General features: G+C 71.2%; 15 protein-coding genes and 1 tRNA gene. 12 read left to right on the top strand and 4 right to left on the bottom strand.

Going from position 1 to position 16,182, the window contains the following annotated elements; translation table 11 throughout:
- Positions 1-187: 187 nt before the first annotated feature.
- A tRNA-Leu gene (locus ABIE38_RS07740) sits at positions 188-273 on the bottom strand.
- Between the two features lie 189 nt (positions 274-462).
- On the opposite strand from ABIE38_RS07740, the gene ABIE38_RS07735 reads away from it, so the two are divergent.
- The 7 genes from ABIE38_RS07735 (at position 463) to pknB (ending at position 9,853) form a co-directional block, all read left to right on the top strand.
- A complete protein-coding gene (locus ABIE38_RS07735) occupies positions 463-1,341 on the top strand; it encodes an FHA domain-containing protein (protein ID WP_354055081.1) in 879 nt (292 codons plus the stop codon).
- Between the two features lie 87 nt (positions 1,342-1,428).
- Positions 1,429-1,887 carry an FHA domain-containing protein FhaB/FipA gene (locus ABIE38_RS07730; RefSeq protein WP_354055080.1) on the top strand — a complete coding sequence of 153 codons (459 nt, stop codon included), beginning with the start codon at positions 1,429-1,431 and terminating at the stop codon, positions 1,885-1,887.
- Complete coding sequence (locus tag ABIE38_RS07725; protein ID WP_354055078.1) at positions 1,884-3,380, top strand: PP2C family protein-serine/threonine phosphatase; 1,497 nt, start codon at positions 1,884-1,886, stop codon at positions 3,378-3,380. Before ABIE38_RS07730 ends, ABIE38_RS07725 begins: the two co-directional genes overlap by 4 nt.
- 3 nt (positions 3,381-3,383) lie before the next feature.
- Complete coding sequence (locus ABIE38_RS07720; protein WP_354055076.1) at positions 3,384-4,826, top strand: FtsW/RodA/SpoVE family cell cycle protein; 1,443 nt, start codon at positions 3,384-3,386, stop codon at positions 4,824-4,826.
- 7 nt (positions 4,827-4,833) lie between these two features.
- Positions 4,834-6,306, top strand: a complete 1,473-nt coding sequence (locus tag ABIE38_RS07715; RefSeq protein WP_354055074.1) for a penicillin-binding transpeptidase domain-containing protein — start codon at positions 4,834-4,836, stop codon at positions 6,304-6,306.
- Positions 6,303-7,856 (top strand): serine/threonine-protein kinase, encoded by a 1,554-nt coding sequence (locus ABIE38_RS07710; RefSeq protein ID WP_354055072.1) that lies wholly within the window; start codon positions 6,303-6,305, stop codon positions 7,854-7,856. The genes ABIE38_RS07715 and ABIE38_RS07710 overlap by 4 nt, the downstream gene beginning before the upstream one ends.
- Positions 7,853-9,853 (top strand): Stk1 family PASTA domain-containing Ser/Thr kinase, encoded by a 2,001-nt coding sequence (gene pknB, locus ABIE38_RS07705; protein ID WP_354055070.1) that lies wholly within the window; start codon positions 7,853-7,855, stop codon positions 9,851-9,853. Before ABIE38_RS07710 ends, pknB begins: the two co-directional genes overlap by 4 nt.
- Before the next feature lie 237 nt (positions 9,854-10,090).
- Here pknB and ABIE38_RS07700 read toward each other — a convergent pair whose 3' ends face one another.
- Positions 10,091-10,771 (bottom strand): aminodeoxychorismate/anthranilate synthase component II, encoded by a 681-nt coding sequence (locus ABIE38_RS07700; protein WP_354055068.1) that lies wholly within the window; start codon positions 10,769-10,771, stop codon positions 10,091-10,093.
- A gap of 89 nt (positions 10,772-10,860) precedes the next feature.
- On the opposite strand from ABIE38_RS07700, the gene crgA reads away from it, so the two are divergent.
- Together crgA and ABIE38_RS07690 are read left to right on the top strand one after the other, a co-directional pair.
- Positions 10,861-11,127 carry a cell division protein CrgA gene (gene crgA, locus ABIE38_RS07695; protein ID WP_354055067.1) on the top strand — a complete coding sequence of 89 codons (267 nt, stop codon included), beginning with the start codon at positions 10,861-10,863 and terminating at the stop codon, positions 11,125-11,127.
- 334 nt (positions 11,128-11,461) lie between these two features.
- Positions 11,462-12,001, top strand: a complete 540-nt coding sequence (locus ABIE38_RS07690) for a ParB/RepB/Spo0J family partition protein (RefSeq protein WP_354055065.1) — start codon at positions 11,462-11,464, stop codon at positions 11,999-12,001.
- Here the strand turns inward: ABIE38_RS07690 and ABIE38_RS07685 are convergent.
- Both ABIE38_RS07685 and ABIE38_RS07680 read right to left on the bottom strand, forming a co-directional pair.
- Positions 11,991-12,743 carry a rhomboid family intramembrane serine protease gene (locus ABIE38_RS07685; RefSeq protein ID WP_354055063.1) on the bottom strand — a complete coding sequence of 251 codons (753 nt, stop codon included), beginning with the start codon at positions 12,741-12,743 and terminating at the stop codon, positions 11,991-11,993. The genes ABIE38_RS07690 and ABIE38_RS07685 overlap by 11 nt on opposite strands.
- Positions 12,744-12,856: 113 nt before the next feature.
- Positions 12,857-13,387 (bottom strand): peptidylprolyl isomerase, encoded by a 531-nt coding sequence (locus ABIE38_RS07680; protein WP_179524029.1) that lies wholly within the window; start codon positions 13,385-13,387, stop codon positions 12,857-12,859.
- A 71-nt stretch (positions 13,388-13,458) separates the two neighbouring features.
- Between ABIE38_RS07680 and ABIE38_RS07675 the strand changes: the two genes are divergently transcribed.
- From ABIE38_RS07675 to ABIE38_RS07665, 3 genes are read left to right on the top strand one after another with little or no spacing between them, the layout of a single operon-like run.
- The gene (locus ABIE38_RS07675) at positions 13,459-14,172 is read left to right on the top strand and encodes a hypothetical protein (RefSeq protein WP_354055061.1); all 714 of its coding nucleotides are present in this window, start codon (positions 13,459-13,461) and stop codon (positions 14,170-14,172) included.
- Positions 14,173-14,182: 10 nt separating this feature from the next.
- The gene (locus tag ABIE38_RS07670) at positions 14,183-14,665 is read left to right on the top strand and encodes a GNAT family N-acetyltransferase (protein ID WP_354055059.1); all 483 of its coding nucleotides are present in this window, start codon (positions 14,183-14,185) and stop codon (positions 14,663-14,665) included.
- A 40-nt stretch (positions 14,666-14,705) separates the two neighbouring features.
- A complete protein-coding gene (locus tag ABIE38_RS07665; protein ID WP_354055057.1) occupies positions 14,706-16,043 on the top strand; it encodes a TrpB-like pyridoxal phosphate-dependent enzyme in 1,338 nt (445 codons plus the stop codon).
- Positions 16,044-16,182: the final 139 nt, after the last annotated feature.

The raw sequence follows: 16,182 nt of genomic DNA, 5'->3' as shown, positions 1-16,182 counted from the left end.
CATTGCTCTCCGGTCCGTCGGCATGGTGGCGCCGTCCTCCGGGAGAACTTCTGCGTGAGCCTACGTCACGACAATAATTGAACCCGATTCAGGTGGCGTGTGCAACGCCCGGCCTCATGCTCGGGCCCGAAATGCGAAGAGCCGGCCTCTCGGCCGGCTCACGGGTGCACCCTCGGCTGCACTCGGCTGGTGGGCGAAGGGGGACTTGAACCCCCACGTCCCGAAGGACACTGGCACCTGAAGCCAGCGCGTCTGCCATTCCGCCACTCGCCCGAGTAACGCCCGAATACGTTAACACGCGCCACACCGGCCGTACCAATCCGCTGGTGGAGCCTCACTCGACGAGCTCCGGGGATCCCGGACACGTGCTTCGGGCCGCCCCCGCCTCTATGATCGACCGGATGCCGCCGACTCGCGCGGCGACCGGACGTCCGGACACGTACCAGGGAAGAGGAGGCGCTCGTGGGAATCGTCGGCAAGTTCGAACGCACACTCCAGGGCGCGGTCGGGGACGCCTTCGCCCGTCTCTTCGGCGGCAAGGTGGTGGCGGCCGAGGTGGAGGCGCAGCTTCGGAAGCAGTCCGAGGCCTCTCTCAAGGTGGTCGACGGTCACCTGCTGGTCTCCAACAGCTACACCATCACCCTCGCCCGGTCGGACTACGCGTCCTTCACTGAGGACGAGGCCCTGGCCGTCAAGACCTTCTCCCGCCACCTCTCGGACCACATCGCGGAGCAGGGGTGGGAGACCTACGGCCCGGTCGCCGTCACCTTCGTCGAGCGCGACGACCTCCACACCGGGCAGATGCGGATCAACGGGGTCGTGGACCCCGACGCCGTCCCGTTCCACATCTCGGCCGCCGCGCCGGCACCGGCACCGGGCCATCCGGCTCCGTCGTCGCCGTCCCCCGCGTCGCCGAGCGCCAGTCAGGAGAAGAACCCCATGCAGGCACCCGCCTCCAACTACCCCGTCGCCACCCGCTCCGGGTCCGCAGGCCAGAACACCGGCTGGGGTGGCCCGTCCGACGCCCCCACGCAGATCACCCAGGGTCGCTCCTCGCTCACGGTGACGCTGCACCTCGAGGACGGTTCCGGGCGCACCTTCCGCCTCCAGCGCGGGTCCAACCTGCTCGGACGCGGCCAGGACGCGGCCTTCCGCCTCCCGGACACCGGGGTGTCCCGGCAGCACGCGGACATCCGGTTCGACGGCCGCGAGGCGGTCCTGACCGACCTGGGCTCCACCAACGGGACCACGGTCAACGAGGGTCCCGTTCAGGACTGGCAGCTGGCGGACGGCGACGTGATCCGCGTCGGACACTCGGAGATAACCGTCCGGTTCGACTAGCCTCGACAGGCATGGACCCCCGGGAACCTCCGGGGGCGATCACACGTTGCCCGAGGTGACCTGACCGGAGAGGGGAGGACCGAACTCGTGCAGGGACTCGTCCTACAACTCTCGCGTGGCCTCCTCCTGGTGCTGTTGTGGCTGTTCATCTACCTCGTCCTGCGGGCGCTGAAGACCGACGTCTTCGGCAACGTCGGGATGCGGTCGGGCGGCCAGGGTGAGCGCCGTGGCGGGTTCCTCGGCCGGGGCACCAGGGCGATCCGGCATCTCGTCGTCACCCAGGGCGCCCTCGCCGGGACCCGCATCACGCTGTCCGAACAGCCCGTCCTGCTCGGCCGGGCCGACTCGTGCACCCTGGTGATCGACGACGACTACGCATCCAACCAACACGCCAGGCTGTCGCCCCACGGGCCGGACTGGTTCCTCGAGGACCTCGGTTCGACCAACGGCACCTATCTGGACAGGACGCGGGTGACGACCCCGGTCAAGGTTGCCGCCGGCACGCCGATCCGGATCGGCAAGACCGTGATCGAGCTGCGCGCGTGACCCCCGCGCTCAGTTACGCCGCCCGCTCCCACACGGGGATGGTGCGGGACAACAACGAGGACTCCGCGTACGCCGCGCCCCGCGTCCTCGTGTTGGCCGACGGCATGGGTGGCCACGCCGCGGGCGAGTTGGCCAGCCAGATCATGGTCGCGACCCTGGCCAAGCTCGACGAGGACCAACCGGGGTCCGACCTCGCCGGCGCGCTCAGCCGGGCCATGCACGAGGGCAACCAGGCGATCGCCGCGCACGTCGAGGCGCATCCCGAGGCAGAGGGCATGGGCTGCACCCTCACCGCCCTGCTCTTCGACGGCCGGCGCATGGGACTGCTCCACGTGGGCGACTCGCGCGCCTACCTGCTCCGCGACGACGTCCTCACGCAGATCACCAAAGACGACACCTTCGTCCAGTCGCTCGTCGACCGCGGCGAGCTCACCGCCGAGGAAGCGCACGTGCACCCGCGGCGCTCGCTCATCCTGAAAGCGCTCACCGGAGATCCCGTCGAGCCCACCACCGCCGTCCGGGAGGCACGGGTCGGCGACCGCTACCTGCTCTGCTCGGACGGCCTGTCCGACCCGGTGAGCGCCGAGACCATCGCCGAGACCCTCGGGACCGGGTCCGCCGACGCCGCCGCCGAGCGGCTCGTCCAGCTCGCACTGCGGTCCGGGGGCCCCGACAACGTCACGGTCGTGGTGGCGGACGTCGTGGACTCCCCCCGCGGAGGCACGGTCGTGCCCGTGGTGGTGGGCGCGGCCTCCACCGACGAGCCGGGGGAGATCGCGGTGCACGCCGACACCGCCGCCGGCCGCGCCGCGGCGTTCTCCCGCTCCCGGGTCGCCTCACAGAACGGTGCCGGTGACGCGACCGGTGAGGGATCGGTGTCCGGGACCACAGGCGGGTCCGACGACGACGAGGTGGGCCGCCCCGCCCCGCGCGGCACCCGCTGGCGTTTCGCACTGAGCGTCGTCGGGGTGCTCGTGCTGATCGCGGGGATCGTCGGCGTCTCCGCGCTGCTCGTGCGGAGCAACTACTTCGTCACCGAAGAGGACAGCCAGGTGGTGGTCAAGCAGGGCATCTCCGGTGAGGTCTTCGGCATCTCCCTCGCCTCGGTCAGTCAGGTGGCGTGTCTGTCCGCGAACGGTGCCCTCACCCTCCACGACCCGGATGCGATCCCGTCCGGGTGCGACGTCTTCACCCTCGGTGACCTGCGCGAGCCGGCCCGCGAGTCGGTGCGGGCCGGGATGCCGTCCGGCAGCCTCGCCGATGCCAACGCCCAGGTCGCCCGCCTCGCGCAGGACAACCTGCTGCCGGCGTGCGAGCCCCGGCGAGAGGGCGGGGACCCGCGCGCGGAGCCGGCGGAGGCCACCACCTCGCCGTCGTCCCCCACCACGTCCCCCCGACCGGCCCCGGAACCATCCCCGGAACCGTCCCCGCAGCTCTCGCCCCGTCCCGCCCCGGCCCCCGTGCCGGGAGTCGACTGCCGGGCGGTGAGCTGACCGGTGACCGCCCCCGCACCCGGAACGCAGGCGGCCCCGGCCCCGCCCCGCCGCGGCAAGGAGCTCGTGCTGCTGGTCGCCGCGTCGGTGATCGTCGGCTTCGCGTTGCTCCTGGTCCAGTTGGCCCAGGAACAGGAGCTCAGCCTCACGCTGCTCTGGCTCACCCTCGCCTACCTCGGTCTGTGCGGCGGCGCCCATCTGCTGATCCGGTGGCTGGCGCCCTTCTCGGACCCCGTTCTCCTGCCGGCCGTCGCCCTGCTCAACGGCCTGGGCCTGGTCCTGATCTACCGCCTCGACCTGGCGTACGCGGCGCGCGCCGTCGCCAACGGCACCGACCCGCCGGGGATGGACGTCACCCGGCAGCTGCTGTGGACCCTGATCGGGTTGGCCTTCATGGCGGCCGTCCTGTACTTCCTCCGGGACCACCGGGTGCTGTCCCGGTACGGCTACACCATGGGTTTCGCCGGCCTGGTGTTGCTGGCCATCCCGGCGGTGCTGCCCGCCCGGTTCTCCGAGATCAACGGCGCCAAGAACTGGATCATCCTGCCCGGCTTCACCATCCAGCCCGGCGAGTTCGCCAAGATCCTGCTCATCATCTTCTTCGCCTCGATCCTGGTCGAGAAGCGGGAGTTGTTCACCAGCGCCGGTCGGCGGATCCTCGGTGTGGACCTGCCCCGCGGGCGTGACCTCGGGCCGATCATCGTGGCGTGGTTCCTGTCCCTGGGCGTGCTGGTGTTCAACACGGACCTCGGGATGGCGCTCCTGCTCTTCGCCACCGTGCTCACCATGCTCTACGTGGCCACCGAGAGGGTGAGCTGGTTGCTCATCGGCGTGGTGCTGGTGGGCATCGGTGGCGTGCTGGCCTACGCACTGTTCGGGCACGTGCGGGTGCGGTTCCAGATCTGGCAGGACCCGTTCGTCTACTTCGACACCGGCGGCTACCAGAGCTCGCAGGCCCTGTTCGGTCTCGCCTCCGGCGGCATGGGCGGCACCGGGCTCGGCAACGGGCGGCCGGACCAGGTGCCGTTCGCGGGCACCGACTTCATCACCTCCACGATCGGCGAGGAACTGGGCCTGATCGGCCTCGCCGCCGTGCTGATGATCTACACGATCATCGTGCTGCGCGGGATCCGCGTGGGTCTGACCATCAGGGACAGCTTCGGCAAACTCGTCGCCGTCGGCCTGGCCTTCACCGTGGCCATCCAGGTGTTCGTGGTGGTCGGCGGGGTCTCCACCCTCATCCCGCTCACCGGGCTCACCCTGCCGTTCATGGCCTACGGCGGGTCGAGCCTGCTCGCCAACTACGCCCTGCTGGCCATCCTGCTCCGGTTGTCGGACGACGCCCGGCGGCCGTTGCCGACCCCGCGCCAGGCACCCGCGCTGGCCGAGGCCGCCACGGGCATGATGCGGACCCCGCTGCTCTCCCGCGTCCGGAAGTCCGGGTGAGCGCCGCGTGAACGCCGCCATCCGCAGGATCGCGATCGCCGCCATCGTCATGGTCGTGGCGTTGCTCCTCCAGCTCACCTGGGTGCAGGTCTTCCGCGCCGACGACCTGCGTGCCGACCCCCGCAACACCCGGATGCTGCTCGACGAGTACTCCCGCCAGCGCGGGCAGATCACCGCCGGCGGCCGGGTGCTGGCCATGTCGGTCCCCTCGGAGGGCAGGTACGAGTTCGAGCGCACCTATCCCACCGGCCCGACCGCGTTCGGCCCGACGGTCGGGTACTACTCCCTGCAGTTCGCGACCTCGGGGATCGAACAGTCCCAGGACGCGTTCCTCAACGGGTCCGACCCGCGGCTGCTCTCCCAACGCATCTCCGGGCTCATCTCCGGTCGCACCCCCCAGGGCGGTTCGGTGGAGCTGACCCTCGACCCCGCCGCCCAGGAGGTCGCCTACGCGGCGCTGCAGCGGGGCGCGGGTCAGGGGCCCTTCGTGGGCTCCGTGGCGGCGGTCCGACCCTCCACCGGGGAGGTGCTGGCGCTGGCCTCCAGCCCGTCCTTCGATCCGAACGCCCTGTCCAGCCAGGAGCAGACCGTCCGCACGCAGGAGATGGGGCGGATCGAACAGAGCCCCGACCGGCCGCTGCTCAACCACGCCACCCAGCAGTCCCTGCCGCCCGGGTCCACCATGAAGGTCATCACCACGGCCGCCGCACTCGAGTCCGGGATGGGACCGGAGACCCCGGTGTCCGGCGCGGACCGCACCCTGCTGCCCGGAACCTCCACGTTCCTGCAGAACTACGCGGGCCAGACCTGCGGTGGCGGCACCGTCACCCTCCGCACCGCGTTCGAGCTGTCCTGCAACGTGCCCTTCGTGGAGCTCAGCCAGGAGATCGGTACCGACGCGTTCACCGAGATGGCGGAGCGCTTCGGTGTGGACGGCAGTGAGCCGGACGAGCTCGGGATCCCCGCGGCGCCGTCCGGGCTCGGCCAGATGGAGGACAGCGCCCAACTCGCCATGAGTTCGATCGGCCAGAGCGATGTCCGCATGACCACACTGCAGAACGCCATGGTGGCCGCCACCGTGTCCAACGGCGGGGTGCGTATGCAGCCTCAGCTGATCCGTTCACTCACGGCGCCGGACCTCTCCGTGGTGCAGGGGTTCACCCCCGAGGACGCCGGACGCGCCCTCACCGACGAGCAGGCCGGCACCCTCACCGAGCTCATGGAGGGCGCCGAGCGCAACGCCGGGGGCGGCCTGCCCGGGGTGACCATCGCCTCCAAGACCGGCACCGCGGAACACGGCGTGGACGCCGCGGAGTCCGTCCCCTACACCTGGTACATCGCGTTCGTGCCCGGGCAGGACGTGGCCGTGGCCGTGGCGATTGAATCCGGGCCGGGCGTCACCCGGGACACGGTGGGCTCCACCTACGCCGCCCCCATCGGGCGCGAGGTCCTCGGTGCCCTCCTCGGGGGCGCCGGATGAGCCTCAACTCCGGAGCGCTCCTGTCCGGCCGGTACCGCCTGTTGCGTCTGATCGCCACGGGCGGGATGGGCCAGGTCTGGGAGGCCGCCGACGCGGTGCTGGACCGGCACGTGGCGGTCAAGGTGCTCAAGGCCGAGTTCTCCTCCGACCAGGAGTTCGTGGAGCGGTTCCGGTCCGAGGCCAAGGTGACGGCACGGATCTCGCACCCGGGGATCGCGACGGTCTACGACTACGGGCAGATCGACGACCCGGCCTCGGGGAGCCCACTGTCCTACCTGGTCATGGAGCTCGTGGTGGGCGAGCCGCTGTCCGACGTCCTGTCCCGCGAGGGATCGCTCCCGCTGCGTCACACCCTCGACATGCTGGAGCAGACCGGTCGCGCGCTCAACGCCGCACACGCGATCGGGTTGGTGCACCGGGACGTCAAGCCGGGCAACATCCTCATCACGCCCTCCGGTCAGGTCAAACTCACCGATTTCGGCATCGCCAAGTCGATGGGGTCCGCGGCGGTCACCCAGGCCGGGATGGTCGTGGGCACCGCTCAGTACATCGCCCCCGAACAGGCCATGGGGCACGAGACCACCCCGGCCGGTGACGTGTACTCGCTCGGCGTGGTGGGGTACGAGTGCGTCTCCGGGCGCAGGCCGTTCGTGGCCGACTCGCCGGTGAGCGTGGCGATGATGCACGTCCGGGAGACGCCGCCACCGCTGCCCGACTCGGTGCCGACGCCGGTCCGCAGGCTCCTCGCCGACGCCATGGTCAAGGATCCGGCTCGCCGGTACCCGGACGGCGAGGCCTTCGCCGAGGCGGTGGCCGACGTGCGTGCCGGGCGCGATCCCCGACCGCCGGGGGCGTTCGTCGCCGGAGCCGCCGCCGGTGGGGTCCTCGGAGCAGCCGCGGGAGCCGCGGCCACGGCCGCCACCACCGTCCTGCCCGACGAGACCCCCCGGACGGGGAGCGGCGCGGGTCCGGACCCCACCAGGGCGTACACGAGGCTCCAGCACGGGCCGGCCGCCCAGACCGGGGCCCGGCCGCAGTACCGGACGGAGCGGGCGCCCGCGCAGACTGCCGCATCCTCGCCCGCGCGCCGCCACCCCGCCCCGCCGGTCACCACCCGGCCGCGTCGTCGACGCGGCGGGGCGGGGTGCGCCGGCTGGTTCCTCATCGGGGTGATCCTGCTCGCGGCACTCGCGGTCGCGGTCGCCGTCGCGCTGTCCAACGCCGGGCTCTTCGGGCCCGGCGGGCTGTTCGGCGGGACCACCCCGTCGACGCCCCCCACGACGTCGGCGCCGCAGACCCAGACCCAGACCACCCAGGCGCCGGCCCCCGCCCCGGCCCCCGAGCCCACTCCGCCGCCCCAGCCGGAGCCGTCGCCGACCGTCCTCCCGCCCGCGCCCGACCTGCAGGACATGCTCGATTCGCTGACATCCGAGTTCAACTCCTTCGTCCCGCCGGGCCAGGGCGGCCAGGGCGACGGGGGCGGCAACGCGGGTGGCAACGCGAACCCGAACGCGGCCGCGAACGACGGCAGGGGAGGTGACGGCGGATGACCACACCTCACCTGCTGGCGGGACGGTACGAGATCGGGGAGGTCCTCGGATTCGGCGGCATGTCCGAGGTCCACCGGGGGCGGGACACCGTCCTCGGCCGTGACGTGGCGGTCAAGATCATGCGGCCCGAGTTGGCCCGCGACGAGACCTTCTACCAGCGCTTCCGCCGCGAGGCGCAGAACTCGGCGTCGCTCAACCACCCCTCCATCGTGGCGATCTACGACACGGGCGAGGAGCGCACCGACGACGGCGCGTTGCCCTACATCGTCATGGAACTGGTCGAGGGCGACACGATCCGCGACATCGTCAAGATGGATGGTCCGTTGGAGGTGGAACGCGCACTCGGGGTGATGGCCGACGTCTGCGGCGCCCTCGACTTCTCCCACAAGAAGGGGATCATCCACCGCGACGTCAAACCGGCGAACATCATGATCTCGCGCGACGGGGCCGTCAAGGTCATGGACTTCGGCATCGCGCGCGCGGTCAGCGACGCCAGCTCGACCCTCACCAACACCTCGTCCGTGCTCGGCACCGCCCAGTACCTCAGCCCTGAGCAGGCCCGGGGCGAGACGGTGGACGCCCGATCGGACCTGTACTCGGCCGGCTGCGTCCTGTACGAGATGGTGGCCGGAGCCCCGCCGTTCACCGGGGAATCCCCCGTCGCCGTGGCGTACCAGCACGTCCGCGAGTCCCCGCGGCCGCCCTCCGCGATCAATCCGGAGGTCGGCCGGTACGTCGACGCCGTGGTCATGCAGGCGATGGCCAAGAACCCCGAGAACCGGTACGACACCGCCGGGGACATGCGCACCGACCTGCTCGCCGTCCTGAGCGGCGGCCGGCCGGCCGCCCCTCTCGTGCTCTCCGACGACGAGCTCGACGACGGACAACGGCCCGACGCACCCCACGGCTTCGCCGGGGCGGGCTTCGGCTCGGGCCGCGCCGACCGGATCCCGCCGTCCGAGGCCCCGACCGAGGCGCACGCGCTGCCCGGACTGGCCGCCGGTACCTCGCGGGAACCGGACCCCGCCGACCGCGGCCGGGACGGCAGGCGCCCCCGCGCGGTGACGATCGCCCTCGCGGTCCTGCTGGTCCTGGGTGTCGTGGCGGCGGTCTCCATCTGGGCGGCGTCCGACCGGAACGGCGGCGTGGTCCAGGTCCAGGAGGTCACCGTCCCCGAGGTCGCACAGCGGCCGGTGCAGGAGGTGATCGACGAGCTCACCGCCCTGGGGCTCCAGCCCGTCGAGAACCTGAAGCCGGACCTTCGGGTGCCCGAGGGCCTGGTGGTCGCCTCCGATCCGATCGCCGGCAAGCGCCTGCCCGTCGGGTCGGAGATCATCCTCGTGGTGTCCACGGGTAAGCCCATCCTCTCCGTGCCCAACGTCATGGGGATGTCCCCGGTGGACGCCCGGGTGGCCCTGGAGGAGGCCGGGTTCCAGGTGGTCCCGGAGAACGAGGCCCGCCCGTCCACCGCGGAGGACCAGGACAAGGTCGTGGACACCGATCCCGCGCCGGGCGCCCAGGTACCGTCCGATCGACCCGTCAGGTTGACGGTGGGGTCCGGTCCCGAGCAGCTCCAGGTGCCGGGGGTGGTGGGCCAGTCCATCGACTCGGCGCGGGCGACCCTCGAGGGCCTCGGATTCCGCGTGGACACCCGCAGGGTCGACGGCACCGCGCCGGAGGGCGAGGTGGTGGACCAGTCCACCCCGGCCGGGCAGACCCAGCTCAAGGGCGCCACGATCACGCTGCAGGTCTCCGCGGGGAACCGGTTCCTCATGCCGAATCTCGTGGGCGACACCGTGCCCGAGGCGCTGGGCGAGCTCGAGCGGGCCGGGTGGCGGGGAGGCCGCGGTCAGCTGGTCGAGCTGCCGCAGAACGATCCCGACCTCACCCGGGTGGGCCAGATCTTCTCCCAGCAGCCGCCGGTCGGTGAGGCCGGGGTCAACGACCAGGTCGTCGTCCGCGTGATCCGCTTCGGCCTCGTGCCCGGCCCCGGCTGAGCCCCGACGAGCAACCCGCTCCCCGCCCCGCGCACCGCCCCTTCATCGCGACCCCGCCCCCCATCGAGAAGACCGTTCCGAACGCATCGGCCGAAAAGATCTGCGCGGAACGCTCTTCTCGATGCGCGTCCCGGTCCGCCGGGCGCCGGGCCACCGGGCCGCCGGGCGCGGGGCCGCCGGCCGCCGGGCGCCGGGCGTGGGGCCGCGGGGCCGCGGGCCGCGGGGCGGTGCGGCCTGTCAGGCGAGCGCTGCGCCGCGGGCCCGGTCGAGTTCCTGCTCCAGACCCGCCACCAGGGTCTCCGCGGGCTGCTCGCCGCACATGCCCAGCCAGTTGGCCAGCATGCGGTGGCCGCCGTCGCTCATCACCGACTCGGGGTGGAACTGGACCCCGTGGACGGGCAGTTCGCGGTGCCGCATCGCCATGATCAAACCGGACCCGGTCCACGCGGTGGGCACGAGCTCCTCCGGGACGGTCTCCGGCAGCACCGTGAGCGAGTGGTAGCGGGTCGCCGTGAACGGGGTGGGGATCCCGGCGAGGACGCCCGAGTCGTCGTGGGTGACCCGGCTCGTCTTGCCGTGCATGAGTTCAGCGGCCCGGTCGACCGTGGCGCCGAAGGCCTCGCCGATCGCCTGGTGTCCCAGGCACACGCCCAGCACCGGGACACCCGCACGCCCACAGACCCCGATCAGCGGGATCGTCGCCCCCGCCCGGTCCGGCGTCCCCGGGCCCGGGCTGAGCAGGACGCCGTCGAACTCGGCGACCACGCCCGCCAGCGACGCCGGGTCGTAGCCACCGTCCGGGCCGGCGAGTCTCTCGTCGTCGTTCCGCCACACCTCACACGTCGCGCCGAGCTGCCCCAGGTACTGGACCAGGTTGTAGACGAAGCTGTCGTAGTTGTCGACGACGAGGATGCGCATAGATGCAGCGTACTGCTGTCGTTGAGATGAACGTCCCCGGCGGGGCTTGGTAGAGTGGCCTGGATCAGCCCCACCAGTGCGAGGACGTCATGCCCAAGTCAAAGGTCCGGTCGAAGACCGAGTACACCGACGCGGCCGTCAGCCGCACCCCCGTCAAGGTCAAGGGGACGCCCACCGCGCAGTGGTACCTGATCGTGATGTTCGGTCTCATGATCCTGGGGCTGGCGTGGCTGGTGACCTACTACATCGCCGGTGAGCGGATCCCGTTCATGCAGGCACTCGAGACCTGGCAGAACTTCGCCATCGGGTTCGGGCTGGCCGTGGTCGGGCTGCTCATGACCATGAACTGGCGCTGACACCCGTTCTACCGGAACGCCGTTCCGCGCATTCCACAGCTTAATTCACAGGTCACCCCCCGCACGTCGCGGGGGGTGACCTGCATTTTCTCATCGAATTGACATCCATGCAGGTCAAGGTGGTGTATTCGGCGAAGTGACCGGCGTTAGCGACGCCCGCGCCCGCGCACACAGGCTGTGGACAACTCCCTCCACACTGGGGACAAACCCTCTATGACGACGACGAGGACGACGCCGCAGGTCGGGGTGCTGCCCTCTCGAACGCCGATCGAACTCCACCAGTGTGATTCATCCACACTGTGGATTGCGCCTGTGGATAAGGGAGGATGGCGGAATGAGTGAGACAGCAGCGTCGACCGAGGGACACCGGGCCGCGTCGTGGGGCCCGGGGACCCTGTGGCCAGCCGCGCAGATCGCCCTCGGTGTCGGTGCGGTGGTGGTGGGACTGACCAACCGGGATCCCCTGGGGCTCATCCTCACCGGGCTGCTGGCGCTGCTCGTGGTCCCCGCGGGGGTGATGCAGTTGATGCGGCGTCCCCGGATCGAGGTGGTGGACGGGCAGCTCGCGATCAAGAAACTCGGTGGCGTGGTGTTCGTACCGCCGGCGCAGGTCGTCGAGGCGCGCGCGCTCGGGGTCGCGAGATGGGGCGCACGCCAGCACCTCATGCGACTGGAGTACGTGGACGACCGGGGGCGGGAGCAGCTCGACGTGTTCACCCGGGGAGACCTGGGGACCGATCCGCGTGAGGTGATGGAGAGACTGGTGGGCCTGGGATTCGGGGGGACCCGGGCGCCGGGGTCCGCCGGGCCGGGCTCCGCCGGGCCGGGCTCCGCCGGGCCGCATACCGGCGGGCCGGGCGAAACTAGCGCCTGAGGACGTAGCCCAACTGCATGGTGTCGGCCGCGTACCAGGCGGCCACCGCGACGAGCGCCACCAGTGCCAGGTAGGCGAGCCACGACACGGTCTCCCGCCCGCCCCGACCCACCCGTCCCGGCAGTCGACGGGGCAGGACCACCAGGACGAGCGCTCCGAGCGCGCCCACCACCAGGCCGCCCAGGTGAGCGGCGAGGGAGATGCCGGGGACGAGGAAGCTGACGCCGATGTTCAGCACCAGCAGTATCCCGATCCCCTTGACGTCCAGGCGCATCGACATCGCGACGATCGCGTACGCACCCATGAGGCCGAAGATGGCGCCGGACGCCCCCGCCGTGAGCGCGTTCTGGCCGTAGAACATCACGGCGACGGAACCGCCGAAGGCCGAGACCAGGTACAGCGCGAAGAAACGGGCGTGTCCGATGCTGCGCTCGATGCCCAGACCGAGGATCCACAGCATGTACATGTTGAGAAGGAGATGCATCGGCCCGAAGTGCTGGAAGGCCGAGGTCATCAGGCGCCACCACTCGTCCCGCGCCGCGACCAGCGGCGGATAGAGCGCCGTGGCCTCGAACAGCGCCGAGGTGTGGTTGCTCAGCATGCTCCGCGACTGGGCGACCGTGGCGGCGTAGACCGCGAGACTGGCGGTGATGAGCCACGCGGTCACAGGCTGGCGTCGGAAGAAGCGGGAGACGGCGCCGCCGCTGTGCGTCTGGGTGGTCATGAGCTGGAGTGCTGTCACCGTTCCTGGATCGTCGTGGATAGACCTCGCGGATAGACCTACGGCGCGGGACCGGTGTTCCGGTGCCCGCGCCGCTGGCCGGGCCGTGTCGCCACGACCCCGGGGGTCAGGAGTCAGGAGATCTCGATGGACTCGATCACGATGTCCTCGACCGGGCGGTCCATCGCCCCGGTCTTGGTGGTGGCGATGGCGTCGATGACCTTCTGCGAGTCGGCGTCCGCGACCTTCCCGAAGATGGTGTGCCGGTTGTTCAGGTGCGGCGTGGGGCCCACGGTGACGAAGAACTGCGAACCGTTGGTCCCCGGGCCTGCGTTGGCCATGGCCAGCAGGTACGGCTCGGTGAACTGGAGCTCCGGGTGGAACTCGTCCTTGAACTGGTAGCCCGGGCCGCCGCGGCCGGTTCCCGTGGGGTCGCCGCCCTGGATCATGAACCCGGAGATGACGCGGTGGAAGATCGAACCGTCGTAGAACGGGCCGGACTTCTCGCCCTTGGCGTTGGCCTGGGAGTAGTCCTTCGACCCGTCGGCCAGGCCGACGAAGTTCGCGACCGTCTCCGGGGCGTGGTTGCCGAACAGATCGACGACGATGTCGCCCTTGTTCGTGTGGATGGTTGCCTTCTGCGTTGCGATGCTCACGACGACCATCCTGCCACGCGGTCCCGGTGGATGTCGGCGAGGTGGTGGTCGCTGTCCGAGGGCTGTGCCACCATCTACCCATGAGCACACGAAGCGATCGCGCCGCCGAGCGCAAGGCCATCAAGTCCGCCGAGAAGGACCTGGAGAAGGCCGGCACCGCGGCCCGGAAGGCGTTCGACCTCAAGGACCCCCGCTTCCTCGGCGAGGCCGCCGTGGCCGCCACCCGTGGGCCCGCGGGCCTGGCCCTCTTCGGCGCGAGCCGCGGTATCCAGGTGCTGCGTGACCGCCGCGCGGAACAGGCGGAGATCCTGGGCAACCTGGCCGCGGACGCCAAGCAGCACGCCGAGGCCCTCCGGGAGCAGTCGTCCGTTCTCACGGCCCCCCAGGAGAAGCCCAAGACCCGGCGCCGCCTGGCCCCCTTGTGGATCGTCGGGCTCGCGGGCGGCGCGGCCGTCGCGGGTGCCGCCGCGTACTTCCTGCGCGACCAGGAGCGTTCCGGTGCCGCGCCCGTGACCACTCCGAGGACGACGGCCTCCACCGAGCCCGCGGGCGCGTCGCCCTCCGGCTCCCCGTCGGCGCCGCCCGCCGACACCACCTCCGGTTCCACCACCGCCGGTGAGTCCGAGACCGGTGAGGACCTCACCATCGACTCCCCCGATCCCGAGGGGCCCGCGGACCAGTCGAACGGCACCTCTCCCGCAGCCGGCAGCGCCACGCCGGGCGCGGCGGCCGGCTCCGCGCCGCAGCCCTCGGACGACGATCCGGCCGGGGATACCCCGGCCGACAAGCCCTGACCTGCAGACGATGAGTGAGCACGACTCTCCCTGGAGAGTCGTCGCCTCTCCGTTGGCCGGGCTGGGTCCGCTGGACGTCCACGCGCTGTACAAGCTGCGCGTGGACGTCTTCGTCGCGGAGCAGGACTGCCCGTACGCGGAGATCGACGAGGTCGACGCCGACCCCGGCACCACGCACCTGTTGGCCTGGGCTCCGGCCACCGACCCCGGTCCGGACGAGTTGGTGGCGACCCTGCGCGTGTTCGGGTCGGGGGTCCACGGTGGGGTCATGCACCTCGGCCGGGTGTGCACGGCACCCGGGTGGCGAGGGCGGGGGATCGCCGGTCTTCTGATCCGTCACGGCCTCGAGCTCTGCGGCGAGCTGCCCGTCGAGATAGGCGCCCAGTCCCACCTCGAGAGGTGGTACGAGCAGTTCGGGTTCCTCCGCTGCGGCCCGGACTACCTGGATGAACGGATCCCGCACCTCCCCATGCGGCGCGACCTCCTAAGATGAGGTGTGGCTCACCCCTCCCCACATCTTCCGAGGACCCCACATGACGTCTGACCCCGCATCCGGCTCGCTGGTCACGGCCCCTCTGGTCAAGGCACTGCTCCCCGAGAGCGAGATGCCGACCCACTGGTACAACATCCAGGCCGACCTGCCCGAGCAGATGGCGCCGCACCTGCACCCGGGGACGAAGGAGCCGCTCGGACCGGAGGACCTGGCGCCGCTGTTCCCGATGGCGCTCATCGAGCAGGAGGTCACCGGAGAGCGGTACGTCGAGATCCCGGAGGAGGTGCGGGAGATCTACCGGCTGTGGCGGCCCTCGCCCCTCATCCGGGCCCGCCGACTGGAGAAGGCTCTCGGCACCTCGGCGAGGATCTACTACAAGTACGAGGGCACCAGCCCGGTCGGCTCGCACAAGCCCAACACGGCCGTGGCCCAGGCGTATTACAACGCCGCGGAGGGCATCACCAAGCTCACCACCGAGACCGGCGCCGGGCAGTGGGGCGCGTCGCTGGCGTTCGCCGGTCAGGCCTTCGGCATCGAGGTCGAGGTCTGGCAGGTCAAGGCCTCCTTCGAGTCCAAGCCCTACCGCCGGATGCTCATGGAGACCTTCGGCGCGTCCGTGCACCCGAGTCCCTCCGACCTGACCGAGGCGGGCCGGTCCTTCCTCGCCAAGGACCCCGACACCCCGGGGTCGCTCGGCATGGCCGTGTCGGAGGCGGTCGAGGTGGCCGCGGGCGACCCCGAGGCCCGCTACTCCCTGGGGTCCGTCCTCAACCACGTGTGCCTGCACCAGACGATCATCGGCGAGGAGGCCCTCAAGCAGCTCGAGATGTTCGGGGAGACCGCGCCCGACTTCGTCTTCGGATGCGCCGGGGGCGGCTCCAACCTCGCTGGACTGGCGTTCCCGTTCATCCGCGAGAACCTGACCGGTGCGCAGACGAGGATCGTCGCCGTCGAGCCGACCGCCTGCCCGTCCATGACCGAGGGCGAGTTCCGCTACGACCACGGTGACGTGGCGGGTCTGACCCCGCTCATGAAGATGTACACGCTGGGCCAGGAGTTCGTCCCGGACCCCATCCACTCGGGCGGTCTCCGGTACCACGGGATGGCGCCCCTGGTCAGTCACGTCAAGCACCTCGGACTGCTCGACTCGATCGCGGTGGAGCAGAACGTCGCCTTTGCCGCCGGTGTCGAGTTCGCCAAGGCCGAGGGCATCGTGCCCGCGCCCGAGTCCACCCACGCCCTCGCGGGCGCGTTCGCCGAGGCCCGCAGGCACACCGGGGAGGCGGGCACGGGTCCGTCCATCGTGATCGGCCTGTCCGGTCACGGTTTCCTCGATCTCCCGGCCTACGAGTCGTACGTCCGCGGCGAGCTGGGCTGACCGGCGCCGACGCGGGGCGATCCGGACCACCGCGTCCCCCGCCGCGGGGCCGTGTCCGAGCAGAGCCCCGAGCCGGCAGCGTCCTCTCGCAGCAGGGCCTCGTCGCAGCAGGGCCTCGTCGCAGCACAGCCACCCACCA

Origin of the sequence: Dietzia sp. 2505, assembly GCF_040546785.1 — a bacterium.
In the GTDB taxonomy this organism is placed as follows: Bacteria; Actinomycetota; Actinomycetes; order Mycobacteriales; family Mycobacteriaceae; genus Dietzia.
The sequence above is the reverse complement of the archived record's forward strand: the minus strand, read 5'-3'. Positions and strand labels throughout refer to the sequence as shown.

Coding starts and splice junctions, on each gene's coding strand:
- pknB (WP_354055070.1), top strand. CDS start 7,853: ATGACCACACCTCACCTGCTGGCGGGACGGTACGAGATCGGGGAGGTC.
- ABIE38_RS07680 (WP_179524029.1), bottom strand. CDS start 13,387: ATGGTCGTCGTGAGCATCGCAACGCAGAAGGCAACCATCCACACGAAC.
- ABIE38_RS07675 (WP_354055061.1), top strand. CDS start 13,459: ATGAGCACACGAAGCGATCGCGCCGCCGAGCGCAAGGCCATCAAGTCC.
- ABIE38_RS07690 (WP_354055065.1), top strand. CDS start 11,462: ATGAGTGAGACAGCAGCGTCGACCGAGGGACACCGGGCCGCGTCGTGG.
- ABIE38_RS07670 (WP_354055059.1), top strand. CDS start 14,183: ATGAGTGAGCACGACTCTCCCTGGAGAGTCGTCGCCTCTCCGTTGGCC.
- ABIE38_RS07710 (WP_354055072.1), top strand. CDS start 6,303: ATGAGCCTCAACTCCGGAGCGCTCCTGTCCGGCCGGTACCGCCTGTTG.
- ABIE38_RS07700 (WP_354055068.1), bottom strand. CDS start 10,771: ATGCGCATCCTCGTCGTCGACAACTACGACAGCTTCGTCTACAACCTG.
- crgA (WP_354055067.1), top strand. CDS start 10,861: ATGCCCAAGTCAAAGGTCCGGTCGAAGACCGAGTACACCGACGCGGCC.
- ABIE38_RS07665 (WP_354055057.1), top strand. CDS start 14,706: ATGACGTCTGACCCCGCATCCGGCTCGCTGGTCACGGCCCCTCTGGTC.